The following is an 18,829-nucleotide window of genomic DNA, read 5'->3' as shown; positions in this document are numbered from 1 at the left end:
CAGGACTGGCAGGAAGACTTACCTGCCTGCGCCCGGCGGTACCCAGATCGCAACGCCGGCAGCGCGCTTCTGCTGGGTGGGGATGCCGACGCTGAGGCCGCCAGCGGTGTGGCGGCCATAGCTGCCTGCGCCTACCGACATGCCGACCGGCGAACCACCGGAGCCCACGCCCATCAGGATCACGCCATTGGCACCGAGTGCAGCGGCCTCGCGCTTGAGCCTGGCAATGGCGGCATCGGTCTGGCCCTGGGTGCCGAAGCCGACCGCGCTGGAGGATTCGAGCTGGGCGATCTCCACCGAACCGGCCGGCGGCGTGGAATAGATCTGCACGCTGGCCGGGTCTACTGGCGCACGGGCCTGGCCCAGCATGACCTTGGAGGTACTGGCGCAGCCGCCCACGGCCAAGGCAACGCCAAGCGAAAGTGCGATAGCGAGCGGAAGTTTCATGGTTTCACTCCCCGGTGATCGGTAATTGCGGATGATCCATGGCGCCGGCTGAATCTGTCGAGAACTTCCGGCCAGGGTGGGGGCCTTTTGCCCTGCATGTGTTCCCGGCTATCTTGCAGGCTGTGCCTGATGGAGGAAAGTACATGGGGCTGATCAGCCTGATCTGGGGCATTGTTGCCTTGCTATGGATGATTCTGGCGTTTATTCCGCTGCTGGGCTGGGGAAACTGGTTCCTGATCCCGTTTGCCGCCGTGGGCGCGATCATCGCCGCGATTGGGTTGCTGTTCACCCATGCCAGCAAGCGCGGCCGGGCCAAGACCGGCCTGCTGCTCAATGCCATCGTCATTGTGGTCGGGGTGATCCGGCTGAGCATCGGCGGCGGCTTCATCTGAGTTCACGCCGGTTGCGGGGAAGCCCGGGGCGGCGGCTGACAGCCGGGGGGCGTAAAATGCGTCGGCTGGCCGGAAGCCTTCCGGCGCCGTAGGCCTGTTGCAGGCGTTTCCGCTTCCCGATGATCATCCGCCCCCGTCCCACTGGCTGGCAGCTGCTGTACATCCTGCGCGGCTCCATCGTGCCGGCCATCGCCCCCAAGGTGCTGGCGATCGGTGTGCTGGCGGTGCTGGTGGCGGGGTTCAGCCGGATCTGGCACCCGCTGGGTGGTAGTGGCTTGTCGGTGGTGCCGTTCACCTTGCTGGGGTTGGTGCTGTCGATCTTCCTGAGCTTCCGCAACAACGCCTGCCACGACCGCTGGTGGGAAGGGCGCAAGCTGTGGGGGCAACTGGTCATCGAATCGCGCAGCTTCGCCCGTGAGGCGGCTGCGTTGCTGGCCGCCGAGCCGCAGCTGCGCGAGCGCGGCACCTGCCTGGTGATCGGTTTTGCCCATGCGCTGGCGGCACGCCTGCGCGGCCGCGACCAGGCTGCTGTCGCTGCGCCCTGGCTGCAGGCCGACCAGCACGCCGTGCTGGCACGGCAGAACATCGCCGACGGCATGCTGACCCAACTGGCCAGCGAGCTGGCCGCGCCGCTGCGCGAAGGCCGCTTGCATCCCTATCTCTACGCCCAGTTCGAGGCGCGCCTGCATGCCATGGCCAGCGTGCAGGCCGGCTGTGAGCGCATCTCCGGCACACCGCTGCCGTTCGCCTATACCTTGCTGCTGCACCGCTGTGCATGGTTGTTCTGCGTGCTGCTGCCGTTTGGCCTGGCCGGTGCATTGGGTTGGGCCACGCCGGTGGTGTCGATGTTGTTGGCCTATGCCTTCTTCGGCCTGGACCAGCTCGGCGAGGAAATGGAAGACCCGTTCGGCACCGAAGCCAATGACCTGCCGCTGGACGCGATGGTGCGTACCATCGAAATCGATCTGCTCGACGTCTTGGGCCAACGCCCGCTGCCCGAGCCACTGCAGCCGCAGGGTTACCGGTTGCAGTAATTCCCGTTTTCAGTATCAAGGAGTACCGCGATGATGCACCCCCAGTACCGCCCGCGGCGCATGCGCCACGATGAGTTCTCGCGCCGTCTGATGCGCGAGAACACGCTGACCAGCAACGACCTGATCTGGCCGGTGTTCGTGCATGAGCTCGACGGCCGTGCGGCGGTGGCATCGATGCCGGGCGTGGACCGCATGTCCATCGACGAGCTGCTGCGCGAAGCCGAGCAGGCGCTGGAACTGGGCGTGCCGGTGATCGACCTGTTCCCGGTGATCGACCCGTCGCGCAAGTCGCTGGACGCGGCCGAAGCCTGGAATCCCGACGGCCTGGCGCAGCGTGCGGTGCGCGCGCTGAAGCAGCGCTTCCCCGAATTGGGCGTGATGACCGATGTGGCGCTGGACCCGTACACCACGCACGGCCAGGACGGCATCATCGACGACAGCGGCTACGTGCTCAACGACATCACCGTCGAGGCGCTGGTCAAGCAGTCGCTGTCGCATGCCGAAGCCGGCGTGGACATCATTTCGCCCTCGGACATGATGGACGGCCGCATCGGTGCCATCCGCACCGCGCTGGACGATGCCCGACATATCAACGCGCGCATCATGGCCTATTCGGCCAAGTACGCCTCGGCCTTCTACGGTCCGTTCCGCGACGCGGTGGGCAGCTCCGGCAGCCTCGGCAAGGCCGACAAGAAGACCTACCAGATGGACCCGGCCAACAGCGACGAGGCCATGCGCGAGATCGCGCTGGATCTGGACGAAGGCGCGGACATGGTGATGGTCAAGCCGGGGATGCCGTACCTGGACATCGTGCGCCGGGTGAAGACCGAGTTCGGCGTGCCGACCTTCGCGTATCACGTCAGTGGCGAGTACGCGATGTTGAAGGCGGCCGCAGCCAATGGCTGGCTGGATGAGCGCAAGTGCGTGATGGAGACGATGATCGGCTTCAAGCGCGCCGGTGCCGATGGTGTGTTGACCTATTACGCGCCGCAGATCGCGCGCTGGCTGAAGGAGGCTTGAGATGAATGTTCCCGGTCTTGAAGGTTACAACTGGGCGGTATGGCTGATCGGCGTGTTGCTGTTCGCGGTGGCGATCGGTGTGTTCATCGCCGCCATCGTGCGCGCCGGCAAGCGTCCGCCACAGCTGCACTCTGCCGCCGAGCGGCTGCAGCGTGAGGCGGCGCAGGGTGGCGACGTCGATGCCAGGCTGCGCGCGCTGGAGCTGCGCAGGCAGGGTGGGCAGATTGGTGAGGCGGAGTACGAAGCGATGCGTGCTGCGGTGTTGGCTGGGGCTAAAAGCTGAAGGCTTGGCGCTTTAGAGCAGAAGCACCCCTGCCCAACCCTCCCCTTGGCCTTACGGCCAAAGGGAGGGAGCCAAGCAATCCGCCCCCTCCCTTTCGCGCAGCGAAGGGGAGGGTTGGGGAGGGGTGAGCTTTTGCTTTTGCCTCAGCGCCAAAACCTCACCGGCAAGAACCATCCCCATCAACCAGCGGCGCCCTCATCCGGTAAAGATCCATGCCGCCGGCCCGTGGTGAGCGCGCCTTGCCGCTGACCACCAGTTCTTCGGGCTTGTTGGCATCAATCACCGCGCCACGCGTATCGCCATCAGCGCTGTTGAACGACAAGCCCAGCGGCGTCGCCTCACCCCATTGCCCCTGCCGGCACTGCGACAGCCACAGCTGGGCACCGCCCGCCGCATTGGCGCGGGCAAACACCACCGCGCGGCCGCCACCCAGCCAGCTCGCATCCAGTTCGTCGGCCGCGGTATTGATGCCGAGCAAGGCGGACGGTGCGACAAAACCATCGCCTGCAGCCGGCGCACGCCACAGATCCCAACCGCCGCTGCCACCGGAACGATTGCTGGAGAACAACAGCCGGCCGTCGTCGGCCAGTGCGGGTGAACGTTCGTCCTGCCTGCCGTTCACCGCCGGGCCCAGGTTCTGCGGCTGGCCGAGGCTGCCATCGGCGGCGACGGCCGCCCGGTACAGGTCGAAGCCGCCGTGGCCGCCTTTCCGGTTGGAGGCGAAGTACAGCCAGCGGCCATCGCCGCTGAGGAAGGGATCGACCTCATCAGCGGCACTGTTCAAGGCCAGTGGCTGCGGCTCCATCCAGCGCTTGTCCTGCAGCGTCGCCTGCCACAGGTCCCAGCCGCCGGCACCGCCCTCGCGGTTGCTGGCCCAGATGATGCGTTGCCCGTCCGCCGACAACGTGGCGCGGATTTCATCTGCACGGGTGGACACTACCCCCATGCCTTCGATGCCGAACTCGGAAAGCGCCGAGGCTACGGGGCTAAAGGGTAAACTCAGGGTCAGCGCGAGCAGCAAATGACGGGTCCGCATACGGGTCCAGCAAGTAAAGTCGCGTCCAGTCTAGGTCATGCAGAGGATCACAATGAGCGCTCCACGCTACGCAGTTTTCGGCCAGCCCATCGCCCATTCGCAGTCGCCGCGCATCCAGTCCGCGTTCGGCAAGGCACATGGCATCGCCGTGGATTACCGCGCCATCGAGGCCTCGCCCGAAGATTTCGTGGCGGCGCTGGAAGCCTTTGCCGCTGACGGCGGCGTGGGCGCCAACGTAACCCTGCCACACAAGGAAGCCGCGTTCGCGCTGTGTACCACCACTACTTCGCGCGCGCATCGCGCCGGTGCGGTCAACACGCTGCTGCGCAAGGGTGATCGCTGGCATGGCGACAATACTGACGGCATCGGCCTGGTGCGTGACCTCACTGGTCGCCACGGTCTGGACCTGCGCGGCCGTCGGGTGCTGCTGCTCGGTGCCGGTGGCGCCGCACGCGGTGTGGCACCGGCGCTGCTGGATGCCGGCATTCTCGAACTGATCGTGGTCAACCGTTCGCCCGAACGCGCCGACGCGCTGGTCGATGCGATGAGCGAACCCGGTCGCGCCATCTCCGCGTATTGGGATGACCTGCGCGAGCAGGGCGATTTCGAGCTGATCATCAATGCCACCTCGGCCGCACGCGGCGAGGGCAGCGGTTTCAACCTGCCGCTGTCGCTGGTCAACAGCATGACCACGGCGGTGGACCTGAACTACGGCGAGGCATCGATTCCGTTCCTGGCTTGGGCGCGCGCGGCGGGCTGCCGCAACAGCTTTGATGGCCTGGGCATGCTGGTCGAGCAGGCCGCCGAGAGCTTCCAGCAATGGCATGGCATGCGCCCGGAGACCGATGCGATCTATGCCGAACTGCGCGCCGGTGACGCGCTGTTGGTCACCGCGGACTGAGGCCGGACATGGAACCCACTGAATTGCTGACCACCCTGCTGGTTTCCATCGGTTACCGCTTGCCGATCATGATCGCGCTTGGCGTTGCCGTGGTGATGCTGCTCGATACCCCGCGCGGCAAGGTGCGCAGCGTGGCATTGGGCGCACTTTCGCTGCTGCTGGCCGTCACCTTGATAGGCGGTGGGCTGACGGCAATACCGCTGGTGCTCATCGCCACTGGCAATTATTCCGGCATGGGCGCGATGAATACGCTGCTCAGCATCGGTCATGTTGGATTGGCGCTGCTGGAAGCGGTCGGTTACATCATGCTGGCCTGGGCGCTGGTGCAGGCCCTGCGGCGGCCACAGGCTCCCGGTAAACCCTGAGCCGGCAACGCATTCGGTGAATGCGGGCGGGTATGGGAAAATACCCGCCTTGATTGAGCTGCTGGCAGGTTGGCGTGACGGAAAAAGTAGAAGCACCACGGGCGCTGACCGAGGACATCAAAACCGGCATCCGTGACGCTTACAGCAAGCTGCAGGCAAACACGCCGGGCTTCAGCACGCGCCGCTCGCAGAGCCAGATGATAGGCGTGGTGTCGCGCGCGCTGGGCACAGGCGGCGTCGGCGTGGTGGAAGCACCTACCGGCGTCGGCAAGAGCCTGGGCTACCTCACCGCCGGCGTGCCGATTGCCTTGGCCAGCAAGAAGAAGCTGGTGATCAGCACTGGCACCGTGGCCTTGCAGTCGCAGCTGGTCGAACGCGACATCCCCAACTTCCTCAAGTCCACCGGCCTGCAGGCCACCGTTGCGCTGGCCAAGGGCCGCACCCGCTACCTGTGCACCCGCAATGCGGCCGAAGCGCAGGGCGAGGGCGTGCAGGAAGGCATGTTCGGCGACGACGTGCAGCTCTACGACCGGCCGTTGGCGCCGATTGAAATGGACGTTGCCGAAAAGCTGACCAAGGCCTTCATCGAGGGCCGCTGGAACGGCGATCTGGACAACGCGCCGGAGAACGTCACGCCCACGCTGCGCATGCGCATCACCACGCCGGCCTCGGCCTGCGCTGGGCGCCGCTGCGCGTATTCGGCGCAATGCCCGGTGCTGCGCGCACGTACCGAAGTACGCGACGCACAGATCATCGTCACCAACCACGCGCTGCTGTTGTCGGCGCTGTCGCTGGGCGACAGTGACAGCGGCCAGCCGCTGATCGCGCCGCCTGGCGACATGTTGCTGGTGCTGGACGAAGGCCACCACATCGGCAACGTCGCCATCGACCAGGGCGCAGCCAATCTGCCGCTGGACGACATGGCAAAGCGCACCGGTCGCCTGCAGATCCTGATTGCCGGCGCCTACCGCGCCGTGGACAAGGACAAGATCGGCAACCTGCTGCCGAACGAAGCCATCGATGTGGCATCGCGGGTGAGCAAGTTGCTGAAGTCGTTCCGCGATGACATCGGCAATGTGTGGATTCCGCAGCCCGATGACCGCGAACCGATGTGGCGCGCTGCCAATGGCCGCCTGCCTGAATCCTGGCGCCAGCCGATCGAAGTGCTGGCCGATGAAACCCGCACGCTGCTCAACTGGGCAACGGCGGCGGCCTCGGCGGTGGCCAAGGGCAAGCAGGATGATCCGGCGGTCGAACGCCTGCAGCGCAACCTGGGCATGGCCCAGGAAATGGTCGAGCAGCAGTACAACCTGTGGGCTGGCTGGCGCCGCGAGGACAAGGAAGGCCAGCCGCCGATCGCGCGCTGGGTGACGATGTCACGCGATGGCGATTACATCCTGCACTGCTCGCCGGTATCGGCGGCGATGGTGCTGCGCAAGCTGCTATGGGATGAAGTGGACTCGGTGGTGATGACTTCGGCGACGCTGACAGGTGGCGGTGACTTCCAGTCGCTGGCGATCGACAACGGTATTCCCGAGGAAGCGGAGATGGTGTCGCTGGCCTCACCGTTCGACCTGCCGAACCAGGCTGAACTGATCGTGCCGCAGTTCCCGGTGACGCCGGATGACCGCGAGCGCCATCCCAAGGAAGTGGCCAAGTACCTGGTCAACGAGCTGGATTGGGACAAGGGCAGCATGGTCCTGTTCACCTCGCGCTGGAAGATGGAAAAGGTGGCCGAGCTGATGCCGGCGACGCTGCGCAAGAAGGTGCTGGTGCAGGGCGACGGCGCCAAGCAGAAGATGATCGACGAGCACATCAAGCGCACCTCGGCGGGTGAAGGCTCGGTGTTGTTCGGCTTGAATTCGTTCGGTGAAGGCCTGGACCTGCCGGGCGAGGCCTGCACCACGGTGGTGATCACCCAGGTGCCGTTCGCGGTGCCGACCGACCCGCAGACCTCGACGCTGAGCGAATGGTTCGAGAGCCGTGGTTTGAACTCATTCAACCTGATCGCGATCCCGCATGCGTTGCGCACCTTGACCCAGTTTTCCGGGCGCCTGATTCGCACCTCGACCGATACCGGGCGGGTAATCATCCTGGATTCGCGCCTGCTGACGCGCAGGTATGGCAAGCGCATCATTGATTCCCTGCCACCGTTCAAACGGGTTATTGGTTGAGGTTGTGGCGAGGGGAGTCCTTCGCTGGAACATCCCTGCTCCAACCCGTAAAGTGCGCCACCTTCCATTACTCCAGACAACCATGGCCACCCCTCCTGCAAGCTTCCCCTGGGCACCGCAACTGCAGCGACTGCAGCAGCGCGATGGCGCACTGGCGCTGTTGGGTACGCAGGCAATGTTCGCTGCCGAAGGCGATGCGCTGACTGCCACGGGTTCGGCGCTGGAACAGCTGTTGTTGGCGGGTGAAGGCCAGCTCAAGGCAGACAACGACGTGAGTCTTGTCGCCGATGAGCTGCGTCGCTACCAGAAGTTCGCGCCGCCGGGACGACCGTCGGTGCAGATCGTGCAGCTGCGCCGGCAGCAGTCGACGGTGCAGCAGGCGCAGCGGATCGCGCGCCAGACGTTCATTCGTAATGCTGATGGCTTCGCGCGGGCAATCGGCCTCGATGTACCGCAGAAGTTGGGTACGGTGGAAACCGTGATGCGCTGGTTGCGTGCGAACCTGGTCTAGCGTGCTTCCTGTGCCGCGGCCCAGCGGCGTCCGGGACGGCGCAACCTGCCCGGGCTTTTCGTTCATGGCCGTGGCAGTTTGCTTCGTACTTCGACAGCGCATGGAGCCTGGTGCAAGCCTGTGTTCCTGCATGCCAGCCACGGCTCACTGATCGAGGAACAACGGCAGGCTGCTGGCGACCTCCCACAGCAGGCGCCCAGCGAAAACAAGGAAGACCATTGCCATGGCACCCTCCAGCCAGCCACCCATGCGCAGGAACCGGTCACGCACTGCCTGTTGGGTAAACAATACGCTCACCAATACAAACCAACCGGCATTGACCAGGCACATCCAGATTCCATAGAACACCTGGACCTTCAACGGTGTTCCGGCGCTGACCACCGTGGTGAAGATCGCGAGGAAGAACAGCGTCGCCTTGGGGTTGGTCGCATTGGTGATGAAGCCAAGCAGAAAAGACCTGCGCCAGCCCAGTGCGGCAGGGTTGCCGGCATCGTCGAGCTTTCCGGTGGAGCTGGAACGTCCAGCGCTTCGCAGGAACGAATACACCAGATAGAGCAGATAGGTCGCGCCGAGCATCCTGGTGACGGTCATCAGCAGTGCATTGGCGTGCAGCAGCGCACCGACGCCGAGCAGTGTGTAGAGGACATGCACGGAAATGCCGGCTCCAATGCCGATGGCTACCTGCACCCCCGCCCATCTGCCGTGCCTGACACTTTGCCGCACGGTGACGGCAAAGTCCGGGCCTGGTGCAATGACTGCCAGCAGATGAATCAGCGCCAGTGATACGAATTCGTGGAAATGGTTGCTCACCCATCAGCTCCAGAACGTCAAAGGGCTGGCAACGCCGCGGTAGCCGACAAAACAGGACAGGCTCAAACGTGGCTTGTCCGATCCGGGTGTGACAGCGTGCATGTGGCGTGAGTTGAACAGGACAAGGTCGCCTTCTTCGGGCTGGATATGTAGTGTCGGTTTGCCGAGGAGGGATGGATCTATGCCATAGCTGTCGCCGCGCATGCCATCAAACTCCGCAGCGGAGATCGCCGACTGCCAGATATGCAGTCCGCCGCCATCTGTCGGCATGGTGAGGTAGATGTTTGCTGCCAGCTGCGAGGTGAGACTATGCGAGCGGAAGGTCTCGGGGGCATCTTTCGCGAGGATGTCGTGGTGGGCGAGGAACTCCACCCCGGGCTGGACGATCCGTGACAGGCCGGTATACGCCTTGCGTCCATAAAGATGCTCGAGTTGGGCGCCAGCAGGCCACATTTCATCCAGCGTGCAGCGAAGCATATCCATGGGTGAGGCGTATGGCATGCATCGCTTCCGCAACACCTCAATGTTGTCCAAGGCTGTATTGAAGTAGGCATCGAGGCGGGCAGGGATATTTTCTGCTTCGTACAGCGCCATGCCTATCCTGCCGATATCGGGCGCATTGACGTAGCTGTCGAATCCTTGGCCCAGGATGCGGTGGCCAATCTCCATCGCGGTTTCCCTGGGGATGAACTGCTTCACTTGTACTGCCAAAACCTGCTCGTGTACCGCCTTCGCCAGCACGGCATCATCCAATCGATCCGTTGTGATGAACAAATTTCTTCCTTGAAATGCTAGGTGTGGGTGTCACTGAAGATTCCACTCCGGCAATGTTGCTGGCGCGTGCAAACCCGCCAGAAGACTGCCTCCATTGGCTTTGGCGTGCCTTGCTTGCTGTCAATGATGCGGGGGAGTTCGATGCATGTATGCCGATGCCAGCAGGTTTGAAGAGTGCCAGATCGCGCTTGCGTAGCACCCGGCAATCATTCAACCGTTTGGCTGGTGAATCTGTCAGTTGGTGAAGTCGCTTGAGCGTGCTTTCGAATGTCTTTGCAGAAAGCGAGGGGATTTTTGCCCGCGAGGTTCGAGGTGACAAATTCTGTTTCTACATATGGAGCAGATATGCGTAAAGAACGTCATCATCGACAGTGATGGGGCAGCGTGGATACTTTTTGCCTGCGTTCTTCCGTGTCCCGCTTGCGCAGCGAAGGCGCCAGCGGAAAGAATCCGAAGGGCGATGTGCAGGGATGCACGTCGCTCCATTGGGGCTTCCGTCAAATCCGCTGTTGCGGAAGGGCACTCGCGGGCGGAAAGCCGCAGCAATGGCAACTGCAAAAGCTACCCCTACCCAATCCTCCCCTGCGCTTTGCGCAAAGGAGGGGGCTGGAGCAACAACAGCAACAGCAACAGCAACAGCAACAGCAACAACAGCAACAGCAACAGCAACAACAGCAACAGCAACAACAGCTGCTGCTATGGGCTTAGTGCCACAGCCCCAGAATCAGGCCGAACAGCAGGAACTGGGCGGTGTGATAACCGCCGTCGATTGCCCATAGTTTTCCGCTGCGCTGGGCGAACTGGTAGTTGATGCCGAAGCTGGCCGCGACGATTCCGAAACCGGCAACCAGGCCACATAGCAAGGCCTTGCGCAGCTCCGGCTGCGGGCCGACAAACCAGGCAAAAGCAAACGCAGCCACCAGCGAAAACACAAAGGCCACACCGAAGACCTTGCCCGGATGCCCTTGCGGTACTTCGCCGCCGTTCTCGCGGTTCCAGGCACGGCCGAACAGGACAGGTGAGTACCACAAGCCGCCCAGCAGGAAGCTCGATACAGCGGCCAACACCACGGCATAGACGTTCATGCATTTCCCCTGGGCAGTGAGCGATGCCGCATCCTAGCGCTGTCGCGTGCGCTTGCGTAGCCGCCACGACAAAGAAGGCCGGCGGGTTTCCCCGCCGTCCTTCTACCTCGCACACTTGCTATGACGCGACTCAGGCTTCCAATGCCGCGGCCGGGCCAAAGAACTCGTAACGGCTCTGCGCTTCCGGCACGCCGACATCACGCAGCAGCTTCTTCACCTGCGCCATGAATGGCTTCGGGCCGAGGAAGTAGGCGTCCACGTCGCGCTCGGCCGGCAGCCATTGCTCCAGCAGTTCGCGGCTGAGGAAGCCTTCGGCGTCGGCGGCATCGCCCGGCAGTGCCTCGCTGTAGCAGGTGTAGCTGTGCAGCTGCGGGTGCTGCTTCTGCTTGTCGGCGATGAACTCGCGGAAGGCATGCACCTGGCCGTTGCGTGCGCAATGGATGAAATGCACCTGACGGCCGCTGGCCAGCGCCTGCTCCAGCATCGGCAGGGTCGGGGTGATGCCGACGCCACCGCTGATGAAGGCGACCGGGCGCTCGCTGGCAACCAGGGTGAAATCACCGGCCGGGGCGAACAGCTCCAGCGTGTCGCCTACCTGCACCTTGTCGTGCAGATGGTTGGATACCTTGCCGTTGCCTTCGCGCTTGACGCTGATGCGATAACCGACGCCATTGGCTGCGCGCGACAGGGAATAGTTGCGACGGGTTTCCTCGCCGTCGAGTTCCAGCTTCATGCCGATGTATTGGCCCGGCTTGAAGTCCACCACCGCGCCACCATCGACCGGCACCAGATGGAAGGAGGTGATCTCCGCACTTTCGGGCACTTTCTCGGCAACGCGGAAGGTGCGCGCGCCGCGCCAGCCGCCCGGGGCCTTTTCATTGGCAGCGTAGACTTCTTCCTCGGCGCCGATCAGTAGGTCGGCCAGCATCTGGTAGGCCGCGCCCCAGGCGTCGATGATCTCGTCGGTGGCAATATCCGGGCCCAGCACTTCGCGGATCGAGGCCAGCAGGTGGTGGCCGACGATGGGGTAATGCTCCGGCAGGATCTGCAAGGCAACGTGCTTGTTGACGATCTGACCCACCAGTGGACCCAGTGCTTCCAGGCGGTCGATGTGCTTGGCATACATCAACACCGAGTTGGCCAGCGCACGCGGTTGGTCGCCACTGCTCTGGTGCTTGGGATTGAACAGCGGGCGCGCGACATCGCTCTGGCTCAGCATCCGCCCATAGAAATGCTTGGTCAGCGCTTCGCCGCCAGTTTCCAGCAGGGGGACGGTGGCTTTGATCAGGTCGCGTTGGGTGGGGCTGAGCATGGTGCGAACTATCCGGCTTCGGGGGTAGTTCCATGTTCCGCGCAGCAGGCCTGCTTTCTCGATGACTAATATCAAGAACCCGCACGATTGTGGTGCAGGGCCACGCACGGCAAGGGGCTTCACCGGTGCAACGAAATGTAGTGCCGAGCCATGCTCGGCAAAGGGGCTTTCCCCGCGGATGTAGGGGTGGTGTAAGCCGCGAAGCCACGGCTGCATCAGGCAGCGAAAAGCCACCCCTCCCCAACCCTCCCCTTGGCGTTGCCAAAGGGAGGGAGTATCAGCGTAGTGCCGAGCCATGCTCGGCAAAGGGGCGTTCCCGGCGGGTGTGTGGGAGCGGCGTGAGCCGCGAAGCCCCAGCTGCATCAGGCGGCGAAAAGCCAACCCCTCCCCAACCCTCCCCTTGGCGTCGCCAAAGGGAGGGAGCAACAGCGTAGTGCCGAGCCATGCTCGGCAAGGGGCTCTATCGGTAACGCTCCAGCCGAGCATGGCTCGGCTCTACAGTTGCATGCCCCAGCGGAGCATGGCTCCAGGCTACCTCGGCCTGCTCAGTCCGCTTCGGGGCGATTCAGGGCCGCGGTCAATGCAGCGGCGTCTTCGCGGCTGAGGAACAGGTACTCCAGCTCGGCGCTGCCGAACTTGTCCTCCAGTTCCTGCTTGCGCACCGGGTGGTTGCCAAAGCGGTAATGGGTGCTGCCGTCGTCGATGTTCTCGATGGCATATACGCCGAACGACGGCGGATTTGTCAGGGTGCCTTCCAGCCTGACGGATTCAGGGTCGATGGAGCGCTGGATGAGGTCTTCTAGGTCGATCATGGCGTAGCAACAGGACTGATGGGGGGATGTTTGCGGCAAGTGGAATCGCTGGCGCGGTCCACGTCAATGCTTCTCATGTTTCCAACCGCGGTGCTTGCCATCGGATAACCACTCGATGGCCTGGGCGATCCGCTGCTGGCGGGTACTGTCGCGTTTGGCTTCACCTATCCATTCCAGATAGTCGCGTTGGTAGCCGGGGCTGAAACCGTCAAAGTGCGCCTTGGCGACGGCTGCACCGGCCAGCGCCTCGGCGAAGGCCGGGGGCATCGGCAAGGGCGCGCGCGGGGCCGCTTTGGGGCGGGTTACGCCTGCATCGATACGTTGCATGGCGGCCCGTAGCTGGCTTGTGAATTCGCGTTTGCCGGGCAGGTCGCCAAGCGACTGCAGGCGGCCGTACTGGCCCATGGCCGAGTCATCGCCGCTGCCGGCCTCGCGTTGCCAGAAGCCCAGCGTGGCGTGCGCCTTGAACGCGGCCATGCCACACAGCAGCTTGCCCTTGTACAGGAACGCCGGCATGCCCCACTTGATGGCTTCCTCAGCCGTGGCGCAGCCGCTGTGCACACGCAGGCGGATCTCGTGCAGGATCGGCTGCGCGAAAGCGGCGGCATTGGCAATGTAGTCGTCTACGCGGGGGTCTGGAGTGGGCATGACTGGCCTCGGATGGGCGCAGCCTGCCGTTAGTTTCGCGTTAAAACAAGCCCGCCATGGTCGTAGGCGGGCGAACAGCCTGTTCTGGCATGGTCAGCCGCGTTGCGACTTCCTTGCCAAGCCGCTGCACAGCGCGATGAAAGCGGTGAAGGCGGCCATCGACAGGAACTGCAGGCGGGTTTCCGGGGTGGCCAGCAACAGCGCGAAAATCAGCGCCAGGATTGCCAGTGCCAGCACCGTCAGGTAGGGGAAACCGGCCATGCGGAATGGCAGCGGCGTACCCAGGCGGTCGGCCCGACGGCGCAGGATCAGCTGCGATACCAGGGTGATGGTCCACACCAGCAGGCAGGTGGAGCCGACCACGTTGAGCAGCACCGGCAACACCTTGTTCGGGTAGATCAGCTCCAGCACGGTGGCGACGAAGCCGAACAGCACGCTGGCCAGAACGGCCACTACCGGCACCTGGCGGGTATTGGTCAGGCCCAGCCAGCGCGGCGCTTCGGCCCGTTCGGCCAGGGAATAGATCATCCGCGAGGCGCCGTACAGATTGGCGTTCAGCGCAGAGAGCAGGGCGATCACCGCGATCAGGGTGATCGCCGTGGCGGCCCCGGGGATGTTGGCGACCTGCAGCACCGCGGCAAATGGCGATTTCAGGGTCTCGCTGTTCCACGGCACCACCGCGATGATCACGCCGATCGAACCGATGTAGAACACCAGGATGCGCCAGGCCACGGTACGGATGGCGCGGGCCAGGCTGCGCTCTGGGTCCTGGGTTTCAGCCGCGGCCACGGCCACGATCTCGGTGCCGCCGAAGGCGAAGATCACCACCAGCAGGGCCGCGCCGATGCCGGCCAGGCCCTTGGGCATGAAGCCGCCATGGCCGGTGATGTTGGCCAGGCCGGGTGAGGGCACGTTCGGCAGCAGGCCCAGCAGCAGGGCAATGCCGACCAGGATGAAGGCGATGATGGCGCCGACCTTGAGGATGGCGAACCAGAACTCGAATTCGCCGAAATTGCGCACGCCCAGCAGGTTGATGGCGGTGAATACCAGCATGAAGGCCAACGAAGTCATCGGTACCGACAACTGTGGCCAGACCGTATTGAGCAGGCCGGCCGCGCCGACCGATTCGGCCGCGATCACCACCACCAGCTGCGCCCACCACAGCCAGCCCACGGTGGCCCCGGCAGTGGCACCCAGGGCATCGGCCGCGTACACCGAGAAGGCGCCGCTGGCCGGCCGCGCGGCCGCCATCTCGCCCATGGCGTGCATCATGATGATGACCAGGGTGCCGGCCACCAGGTAGGAGATCAGCACTGCCGGCCCGGCGGCCTGGATGCCCACGCCCGAGCCCAGGAACAGGCCGGCGCCGATGGCACTGCCCAGCCCCATCATGATCAGCTGGCGCGGCTTGAGCGCGCGTTCCAGCTTGTGTGAGGGGGCGCTGGCCGGGGCGGAAGAAGTGCTGGGCATCGGCGGGTTCTAGGACAAGAAGAGGGCGACACGATACCGCGTCCGCCCGCCGCAGTGGCTGTGCCGTTGGTGGGGATTGGCATGCTGCCGGTACGATGCAGGTCCCGGCGCGCATGTGCGCCTGCAGCAACGGGTGCGCGGATGCGTGGTCTGGATTTCAGTTCCTGGCAGGGCCTGCTGTCGACGCTGGTGGGCCTGGCGATCATCACCCTGATCGGCGTGGGCATCCGCCTGCTGGTGATGCAGGCGGTGCAGCAGAAACGTGAGGCGGCCAACCGGCAGATCAACGAGCGGCTGAAGACCCTGATTGCCGCCTACAAGACTTTGGGTGGTTCCTTTACAGGCGATCTCAGCGTCGACCCCAGCCATCTGCGCGATCTGCGCCGACGTGCGGCCGAACTGGCGCAGGGACAGACCGCTACCACCGCCGACGGTGCCCTGCTGTTGCCAAGCCCGGATCCAGGCGAGGCGGGTGAGCGGGCGCGGCGCATCCGTGATGCGGTGGAGGCGGCGCTGTCGGATGTGATCCTGCTGGGCACCGAGGAGCAGGTGCGGCTGGCCGCGCGCGCTGCCACCGATATGGTCGAGGGCCGGCCGATCCATACCGCCGAGCTGGTGGTGTCACTGCGCGACTTCGTCCGCAGCGTGCTGGACCTGGAAGTGATACCGGCTGCCGTCGCCATTCCCCGGCAAGGGCCGTTGCGTCCGGCGGGCAGCGGTGGCGGCAACAAGGGCGCGGGCAAAGGCGCCGACAAGGACGCCGCGGGTGGTGGCAAAGGCGGTGCCGGTGGTGGCGGCATGGGCGGCATGGGCGCCGGCATGGGCATGGGCGCCGGGTTGGGTTACGGCGCAGGGCGCGGCGGTGAGGATGACCCGGAGCGCGGCGCCTGAGGCCTTACAGCAGGCCGGGAATCAAGCGTCTGGTGCGTGCAGCATAGGCACTGTAGGCGGGCCCGAAGTGGGCCATCAGGAAACGTTCTTCCTGGCGCAGCTTGACCCAGAACGAGGCGAACACGATTGCCACGGCGATCACCCCGCGCCAATCGCCAACCATCAAGGCGGTGCCGCTGAACATCAGCAGGAAGCCGCTGTAGATGGGGTTGCGCACATGCGCATACGGGCCGCTACTGATCAGCTCGTGTGCCTGCTTGATCTGCACGTTGCCGCTCCAGTTGCGCCCCAGCTGCCAGCGTGACCACAGCGCGAGTGCGGCACCGGCCGCACACAGCAGCAGACCCAACGTGTAGATCGCCACTGAATGCGGAACGAACTGCTCACGCAGCCAGCTGTGGCCGAACCAATGGCCCGGGCCCAGCAGCAGTACCGCGATGATCAACGGCAGCCAGTACGCCAGGAACTGTCTGGCACGCGATTCGCTGCGGGTCACCGGCTTGGCGCGCAGTGCGGTGATGGCCCAATAGCCAAGCACCACCGCCCAGCACAGCAGCAGGCCGAGATGGAAGACGGTTGGCATTGGCGACTCCGTCGTCTCAGAACGGACACTAAGCTTGCCCCGAGCAGCGTCACCTGCCTGTGAGTTGGAGTAGCTGTGGGCAGTACCGCGCGCTGTGGTTTGAAGCCGTCTTGGTTCGATCGGCCGGAAGCAGAGGTGGCGCCGGATGAAGCAACGGCGCCTTGCGGCGCCGTTGTCGGTTCAACTTACTTCCAGCGCGACTTGCCGCGGATGTAGCGCGCCGCATCTTCCAGCGAAGTGGGCAGGTACTCAGACCACAGGTTGGGCGGATAGGCGTTCTGGTAGGTGTCGTAGACGTCGCGGAACAGATCCATGTGCACGACAGGCTGGCGTTTGCGTGCACGCAGCTCGGCGATCGGCACGCGGCCCAGCACCAGGGTTTCTTCCTTGCTCTGCGCCTCGGCGACGATCTTGCCGCTGGGGTCATACAGGGCGGTGCCGCCTGAACCCGGATCATCGAAGTACGGGCCGTTGTCCGGCGATATCGAGTTGTTGACGATGGACGAATAGACGCCGTTGTACATCGCGCAGGCAGCGATATCCATGTCCGAGAAACCACCCGAGGCAGTACGCAGAAACACCTCGGCACCCTTGAACGCCATCGCCCGGAACAGCTCCGGCTCGCGTTGGGTGGAGCTGGTGCAGATATTGCCCAGCGGCGTGCGCGTCACCGGCACCACCGCATCACGGCCGTACATTTCCACGTAGCGATCGAGCACGTCATAGGTGGTGGTGGTGAACAGCTCGAAGTCCGGGAACGCGCCCTTGAGGTTGCGCGCCTTCCAGTGCTTGTCCACGATCTCGCCCTTGTCGTTCATGATCGTGGTGATCGACAACACGTGGCCCGGCCAGTCCGGATCGGTGGCGTAGGCGCCGAACACGATCCAGGTGCCGTACTGGCGTGCCTTGGCGGCGATGGCTTCGGTTTCTTCGCCGGGAATGGTGATGGCGAACTTGAGGATTTCATCGCGGGTCCACTTGCGCCAGCCGCTGAGCGGGAACTCGTGGAACTGCAGCAGATCGGGCTTGGCGTGGTAATGCGCCTTGTCGATGAGCTCGAGCATATGGGCCAGATTGCGCTTGCTGCCCGCCTTCCATTCCTTGGCATCGAAGCTGTGCACGCGCGATTGCACCAGGCCCAGGGTCCATGTCGGCTTGGCCAATTCAACCGTGGCGTAGGTGCCGTCGGTGCGCTCGTTGAGCGCATCCGGCCCCTTGCCCATGGCTGCCTGTGCGGGCGCCGAGCTGCCAAGCAGGGCGGGGCCGACGGCGCCGAGTGCGGCCAAGCCGGCGGCGCTGCCGAGGAAATGTCTGCGGGTGTTGCTCATCGGGTACCTCGGGGATGGATAGCCTGGATCATGTTGGTTGCGGTTGCGGTTGCGGTTGCGGTTGCGGTTGCGGTTGCTGTTGCTGTTGCTGTTGCTTGTGCTGTTGCTTGTGCTCTTGATCCCTTCTCCCGCTTGCGGGAGAAGGTGCCCCGGAGGGGCGGATGAGGGGAGCTTTAAAAGCTTTTAAAGCTTTAAAGGCTTTTTAAAGCGTTGGGTCTGCTCGCTAGAAGCTTCCCCTCACCCCAACCCCCGCTCCGCGCCCCGGCCCTTGCGCTGGCGCAAGGACGTTCGACGGGCAACGAACCAGTGGTTCGTAAGCTGCCCCTCTCACCCCGCAGGCGGGAGAGGGGCTTCACAGCCGCAATCGCAAACTCCACCGCTGCACCACCGCAACAGACTCGGGGCGCCAAGGCGCCCCGAGTCATCGTTTCAGTTGCGAAATCAGATCGGATCGCCGTTGAAGCTCTCGCCCTTGATCTTCTGCCAGTCGCGGCTGACGAACGTCTCATCGATCAGCGTGCGCTGGACCAGCACGCCGTTCTTGTACCAATGCCAGATGCGGTTGCGCAGCTGGCCGCAGTCGGAAAGCTGGATCATTTCGTACAGCTCAAGGCCTTCTTCGCCCTTGCGCTTCCAGTACAGCATCACCGTGCGGTGGTAATCGTCCAGCGGCACTTCGGCGGCCCAGCCATAGATCAGCTCGTTGTCGAAGATGACGCGGCCGAATTCATAGCGGGTGGGGAAGTCACGTACCTCCACCTTGCCATCGGCCCAGCTGTAATGGTTGGTCTGGTGGTACGGCACGTTCTCGTCGGCGGGAAAGCGGCAGATCAGGCGTGACTTGTGCTCGTCTATTTTGTCGCCGTTGGCATCGTAGTAGCGGTAGACGCCGTCCCAGACGCCTTCGTGGCGGGCCAGCAGCGGCAGGTGCAGTTGCATGTTCGGCATTGCGG

General features: G+C 64.2%; 22 protein-coding genes. 10 read left to right on the top strand and 12 right to left on the bottom strand.

Going from position 1 to position 18,829, the window contains the following annotated elements; genetic code table 11:
* Window positions 1-18: 18 nt before the first annotated feature.
* Window positions 19-447: a hypothetical protein gene (locus tag AC13FW_RS04400; RefSeq protein ID WP_296248354.1), complete on the bottom strand. Its 429-nt coding sequence runs from the start codon at window positions 445-447 to the stop codon at window positions 19-21.
* A 143-nt stretch (window positions 448-590) separates the two neighbouring features.
* Between AC13FW_RS04400 and AC13FW_RS04395 the strand changes: the two genes are divergently transcribed.
* The 4 genes from AC13FW_RS04395 (at window position 591) to AC13FW_RS04380 (ending at window position 3,176) form a co-directional block, all read left to right on the top strand.
* Complete coding sequence (locus AC13FW_RS04395) at window positions 591-839, top strand: hypothetical protein (RefSeq protein WP_481530425.1); 249 nt, start codon at window positions 591-593, stop codon at window positions 837-839.
* A gap of 119 nt (window positions 840-958) precedes the next feature.
* Window positions 959-1,873, top strand: a complete 915-nt coding sequence (locus AC13FW_RS04390) for a bestrophin family protein (protein WP_482986912.1) — start codon at window positions 959-961, stop codon at window positions 1,871-1,873.
* Window positions 1,874-1,903: 30 nt separating this feature from the next.
* A complete protein-coding gene (gene hemB, locus AC13FW_RS04385) occupies window positions 1,904-2,893 on the top strand; it encodes a porphobilinogen synthase (RefSeq protein WP_282269327.1) in 990 nt (329 codons plus the stop codon).
* Between the two features lies 1 nt (window position 2,894).
* A complete protein-coding gene (locus tag AC13FW_RS04380; RefSeq protein WP_481549238.1) occupies window positions 2,895-3,176 on the top strand; it encodes an SHOCT domain-containing protein in 282 nt (93 codons plus the stop codon).
* Between the two features lie 157 nt (window positions 3,177-3,333).
* Here the strand turns inward: AC13FW_RS04380 and AC13FW_RS04375 are convergent, their stop codons facing one another.
* The gene (locus tag AC13FW_RS04375; RefSeq protein ID WP_482988319.1) at window positions 3,334-4,212 is read right to left on the bottom strand and encodes a TolB-like protein; all 879 of its coding nucleotides are present in this window, start codon (window positions 4,210-4,212) and stop codon (window positions 3,334-3,336) included.
* A gap of 52 nt (window positions 4,213-4,264) precedes the next feature.
* On the opposite strand from AC13FW_RS04375, the gene aroE reads away from it, so the two are divergent.
* From aroE to AC13FW_RS04355, 4 genes are all read left to right on the top strand, one after another.
* Window positions 4,265-5,113 carry a shikimate dehydrogenase gene (aroE, locus tag AC13FW_RS04370; protein WP_282269333.1) on the top strand — a complete coding sequence of 283 codons (849 nt, stop codon included), beginning with the start codon at window positions 4,265-4,267 and terminating at the stop codon, window positions 5,111-5,113.
* Between the two features lie 8 nt (window positions 5,114-5,121).
* On the top strand, window positions 5,122-5,478 hold the full coding sequence (locus tag AC13FW_RS04365) for a hypothetical protein (RefSeq protein WP_296247431.1): 357 nt from the start codon (window positions 5,122-5,124) through the stop codon (window positions 5,476-5,478).
* 74 nt (window positions 5,479-5,552) lie between these two features.
* A complete protein-coding gene (gene dinG, locus AC13FW_RS04360) occupies window positions 5,553-7,652 on the top strand; it encodes an ATP-dependent DNA helicase DinG (RefSeq protein ID WP_482988318.1) in 2,100 nt (699 codons plus the stop codon).
* An 82-nt stretch (window positions 7,653-7,734) separates the two neighbouring features.
* On the top strand, window positions 7,735-8,163 hold the full coding sequence (locus AC13FW_RS04355) for a hypothetical protein (protein WP_482988317.1): 429 nt from the start codon (window positions 7,735-7,737) through the stop codon (window positions 8,161-8,163).
* Window positions 8,164-8,307: 144 nt separating this feature from the next.
* Here AC13FW_RS04355 and AC13FW_RS04350 read toward each other — a convergent pair whose 3' ends face one another.
* Together AC13FW_RS04350 and AC13FW_RS04345 are read right to left on the bottom strand one after the other, a co-directional pair.
* On the bottom strand, window positions 8,308-8,973 hold the full coding sequence (locus tag AC13FW_RS04350) for a LysE family translocator (RefSeq protein ID WP_482988316.1): 666 nt from the start codon (window positions 8,971-8,973) through the stop codon (window positions 8,308-8,310).
* 3 nt (window positions 8,974-8,976) lie between these two features.
* On the bottom strand, window positions 8,977-9,747 hold the full coding sequence (locus AC13FW_RS04345; RefSeq protein WP_482988315.1) for a 2OG-Fe(II) oxygenase: 771 nt from the start codon (window positions 9,745-9,747) through the stop codon (window positions 8,977-8,979).
* A 420-nt stretch (window positions 9,748-10,167) separates the two neighbouring features.
* On the opposite strand from AC13FW_RS04345, the gene AC13FW_RS04340 reads away from it, so the two are divergent.
* Window positions 10,168-10,455: a hypothetical protein gene (locus AC13FW_RS04340; RefSeq protein WP_482988314.1), complete on the top strand. Its 288-nt coding sequence runs from the start codon at window positions 10,168-10,170 to the stop codon at window positions 10,453-10,455.
* Here AC13FW_RS04340 and AC13FW_RS04335 read toward each other — a convergent pair.
* The 5 genes from AC13FW_RS04335 to AC13FW_RS04315 form a co-directional block, all read right to left on the bottom strand.
* The gene (locus AC13FW_RS04335; protein WP_481533642.1) at window positions 10,452-10,832 is read right to left on the bottom strand and encodes a DUF1761 domain-containing protein; all 381 of its coding nucleotides are present in this window, start codon (window positions 10,830-10,832) and stop codon (window positions 10,452-10,454) included. The genes AC13FW_RS04340 and AC13FW_RS04335 overlap by 4 nt on opposite strands.
* Window positions 10,833-10,962: 130 nt before the next feature.
* Entirely contained in the window at window positions 10,963-12,144 is a 1,182-nt protein-coding gene (gene hmpA, locus AC13FW_RS04330; RefSeq protein WP_482988313.1) for an NO-inducible flavohemoprotein, read from the bottom strand.
* A 545-nt stretch (window positions 12,145-12,689) separates the two neighbouring features.
* Entirely contained in the window at window positions 12,690-12,956 is a 267-nt protein-coding gene (locus tag AC13FW_RS04325; protein ID WP_282272864.1) for a hypothetical protein, read from the bottom strand.
* 63 nt (window positions 12,957-13,019) lie between these two features.
* On the bottom strand, window positions 13,020-13,604 hold the full coding sequence (locus tag AC13FW_RS04320; protein ID WP_482988312.1) for a YdeI/OmpD-associated family protein: 585 nt from the start codon (window positions 13,602-13,604) through the stop codon (window positions 13,020-13,022).
* A gap of 93 nt (window positions 13,605-13,697) precedes the next feature.
* Window positions 13,698-15,074 carry an amino acid permease gene (locus AC13FW_RS04315; protein ID WP_282272859.1) on the bottom strand — a complete coding sequence of 459 codons (1,377 nt, stop codon included), beginning with the start codon at window positions 15,072-15,074 and terminating at the stop codon, window positions 13,698-13,700.
* 141 nt (window positions 15,075-15,215) lie between these two features.
* Here AC13FW_RS04315 and AC13FW_RS04310 point away from each other — a divergent pair, with 141 nt between their 5' ends.
* Window positions 15,216-15,965, top strand: a complete 750-nt coding sequence (locus tag AC13FW_RS04310; protein ID WP_296247450.1) for a hypothetical protein — start codon at window positions 15,216-15,218, stop codon at window positions 15,963-15,965.
* Window positions 15,966-15,969: 4 nt separating this feature from the next.
* Here AC13FW_RS04310 and AC13FW_RS04305 read toward each other — a convergent pair whose 3' ends face one another.
* From AC13FW_RS04305 to AC13FW_RS04295, 3 genes are all read right to left on the bottom strand, one after another.
* Window positions 15,970-16,548 (bottom strand): methyltransferase family protein, encoded by a 579-nt coding sequence (locus AC13FW_RS04305; protein ID WP_296247452.1) that lies wholly within the window; start codon window positions 16,546-16,548, stop codon window positions 15,970-15,972.
* A gap of 185 nt (window positions 16,549-16,733) precedes the next feature.
* Window positions 16,734-17,876, bottom strand: a complete 1,143-nt coding sequence (locus tag AC13FW_RS04300; protein ID WP_482988311.1) for a nitrilase-related carbon-nitrogen hydrolase — start codon at window positions 17,874-17,876, stop codon at window positions 16,734-16,736.
* Window positions 17,877-18,317: 441 nt separating this feature from the next.
* Window positions 18,318-18,824 (bottom strand): hypothetical protein, encoded by a 507-nt coding sequence (locus AC13FW_RS04295; protein WP_482988310.1) that lies wholly within the window; start codon window positions 18,822-18,824, stop codon window positions 18,318-18,320.
* Window positions 18,825-18,829 lie beyond the last annotated feature (5 nt).

It is taken from the genome of Stenotrophomonas sp. 21LCFQ19, assembly GCF_056861425.1.
Note: the sequence above shows the minus strand (reverse complement) of the source record. Positions and strands in the feature narration are given on the sequence as shown.

Excerpts from the sequence above, each read along its gene's own strand:
- hemB (WP_282269327.1), top strand. The coding sequence starts at position 1,904 with ATGATGCACCCCCAGTACCGCCCGCGGCGCATGCGCCACGATGAGTTC.
- hmpA (WP_482988313.1), bottom strand. The coding sequence starts at position 12,144 with ATGCTCAGCCCCACCCAACGCGACCTGATCAAAGCCACCGTCCCCCTG.
- AC13FW_RS04380 (WP_481549238.1), top strand. The coding sequence starts at position 2,895 with ATGAATGTTCCCGGTCTTGAAGGTTACAACTGGGCGGTATGGCTGATC.
- AC13FW_RS04400 (WP_296248354.1), bottom strand. The coding sequence starts at position 447 with ATGAAACTTCCGCTCGCTATCGCACTTTCGCTTGGCGTTGCCTTGGCC.
- AC13FW_RS04365 (WP_296247431.1), top strand. The coding sequence starts at position 5,122 with ATGGAACCCACTGAATTGCTGACCACCCTGCTGGTTTCCATCGGTTAC.
- AC13FW_RS04395 (WP_481530425.1), top strand. The coding sequence starts at position 591 with ATGGGGCTGATCAGCCTGATCTGGGGCATTGTTGCCTTGCTATGGATG.
- AC13FW_RS04320 (WP_482988312.1), bottom strand. The coding sequence starts at position 13,604 with ATGCCCACTCCAGACCCCCGCGTAGACGACTACATTGCCAATGCCGCC.
- AC13FW_RS04300 (WP_482988311.1), bottom strand. The coding sequence starts at position 17,876 with ATGAGCAACACCCGCAGACATTTCCTCGGCAGCGCCGCCGGCTTGGCC.
- AC13FW_RS04355 (WP_482988317.1), top strand. The coding sequence starts at position 7,735 with ATGGCCACCCCTCCTGCAAGCTTCCCCTGGGCACCGCAACTGCAGCGA.
- AC13FW_RS04310 (WP_296247450.1), top strand. The coding sequence starts at position 15,216 with ATGCGTGGTCTGGATTTCAGTTCCTGGCAGGGCCTGCTGTCGACGCTG.
- AC13FW_RS04315 (WP_282272859.1), bottom strand. The coding sequence starts at position 15,074 with ATGCCCAGCACTTCTTCCGCCCCGGCCAGCGCCCCCTCACACAAGCTG.
- AC13FW_RS04375 (WP_482988319.1), bottom strand. The coding sequence starts at position 4,212 with ATGCGGACCCGTCATTTGCTGCTCGCGCTGACCCTGAGTTTACCCTTT.
- AC13FW_RS04390 (WP_482986912.1), top strand. The coding sequence starts at position 959 with ATGATCATCCGCCCCCGTCCCACTGGCTGGCAGCTGCTGTACATCCTG.
- AC13FW_RS04305 (WP_296247452.1), bottom strand. The coding sequence starts at position 16,548 with ATGCCAACCGTCTTCCATCTCGGCCTGCTGCTGTGCTGGGCGGTGGTG.
- AC13FW_RS04335 (WP_481533642.1), bottom strand. The coding sequence starts at position 10,832 with ATGAACGTCTATGCCGTGGTGTTGGCCGCTGTATCGAGCTTCCTGCTG.
- AC13FW_RS04295 (WP_482988310.1), bottom strand. The coding sequence starts at position 18,824 with ATGCCGAACATGCAACTGCACCTGCCGCTGCTGGCCCGCCACGAAGGC.
- AC13FW_RS04325 (WP_282272864.1), bottom strand. The coding sequence starts at position 12,956 with ATGATCGACCTAGAAGACCTCATCCAGCGCTCCATCGACCCTGAATCC.
- aroE (WP_282269333.1), top strand. The coding sequence starts at position 4,265 with ATGAGCGCTCCACGCTACGCAGTTTTCGGCCAGCCCATCGCCCATTCG.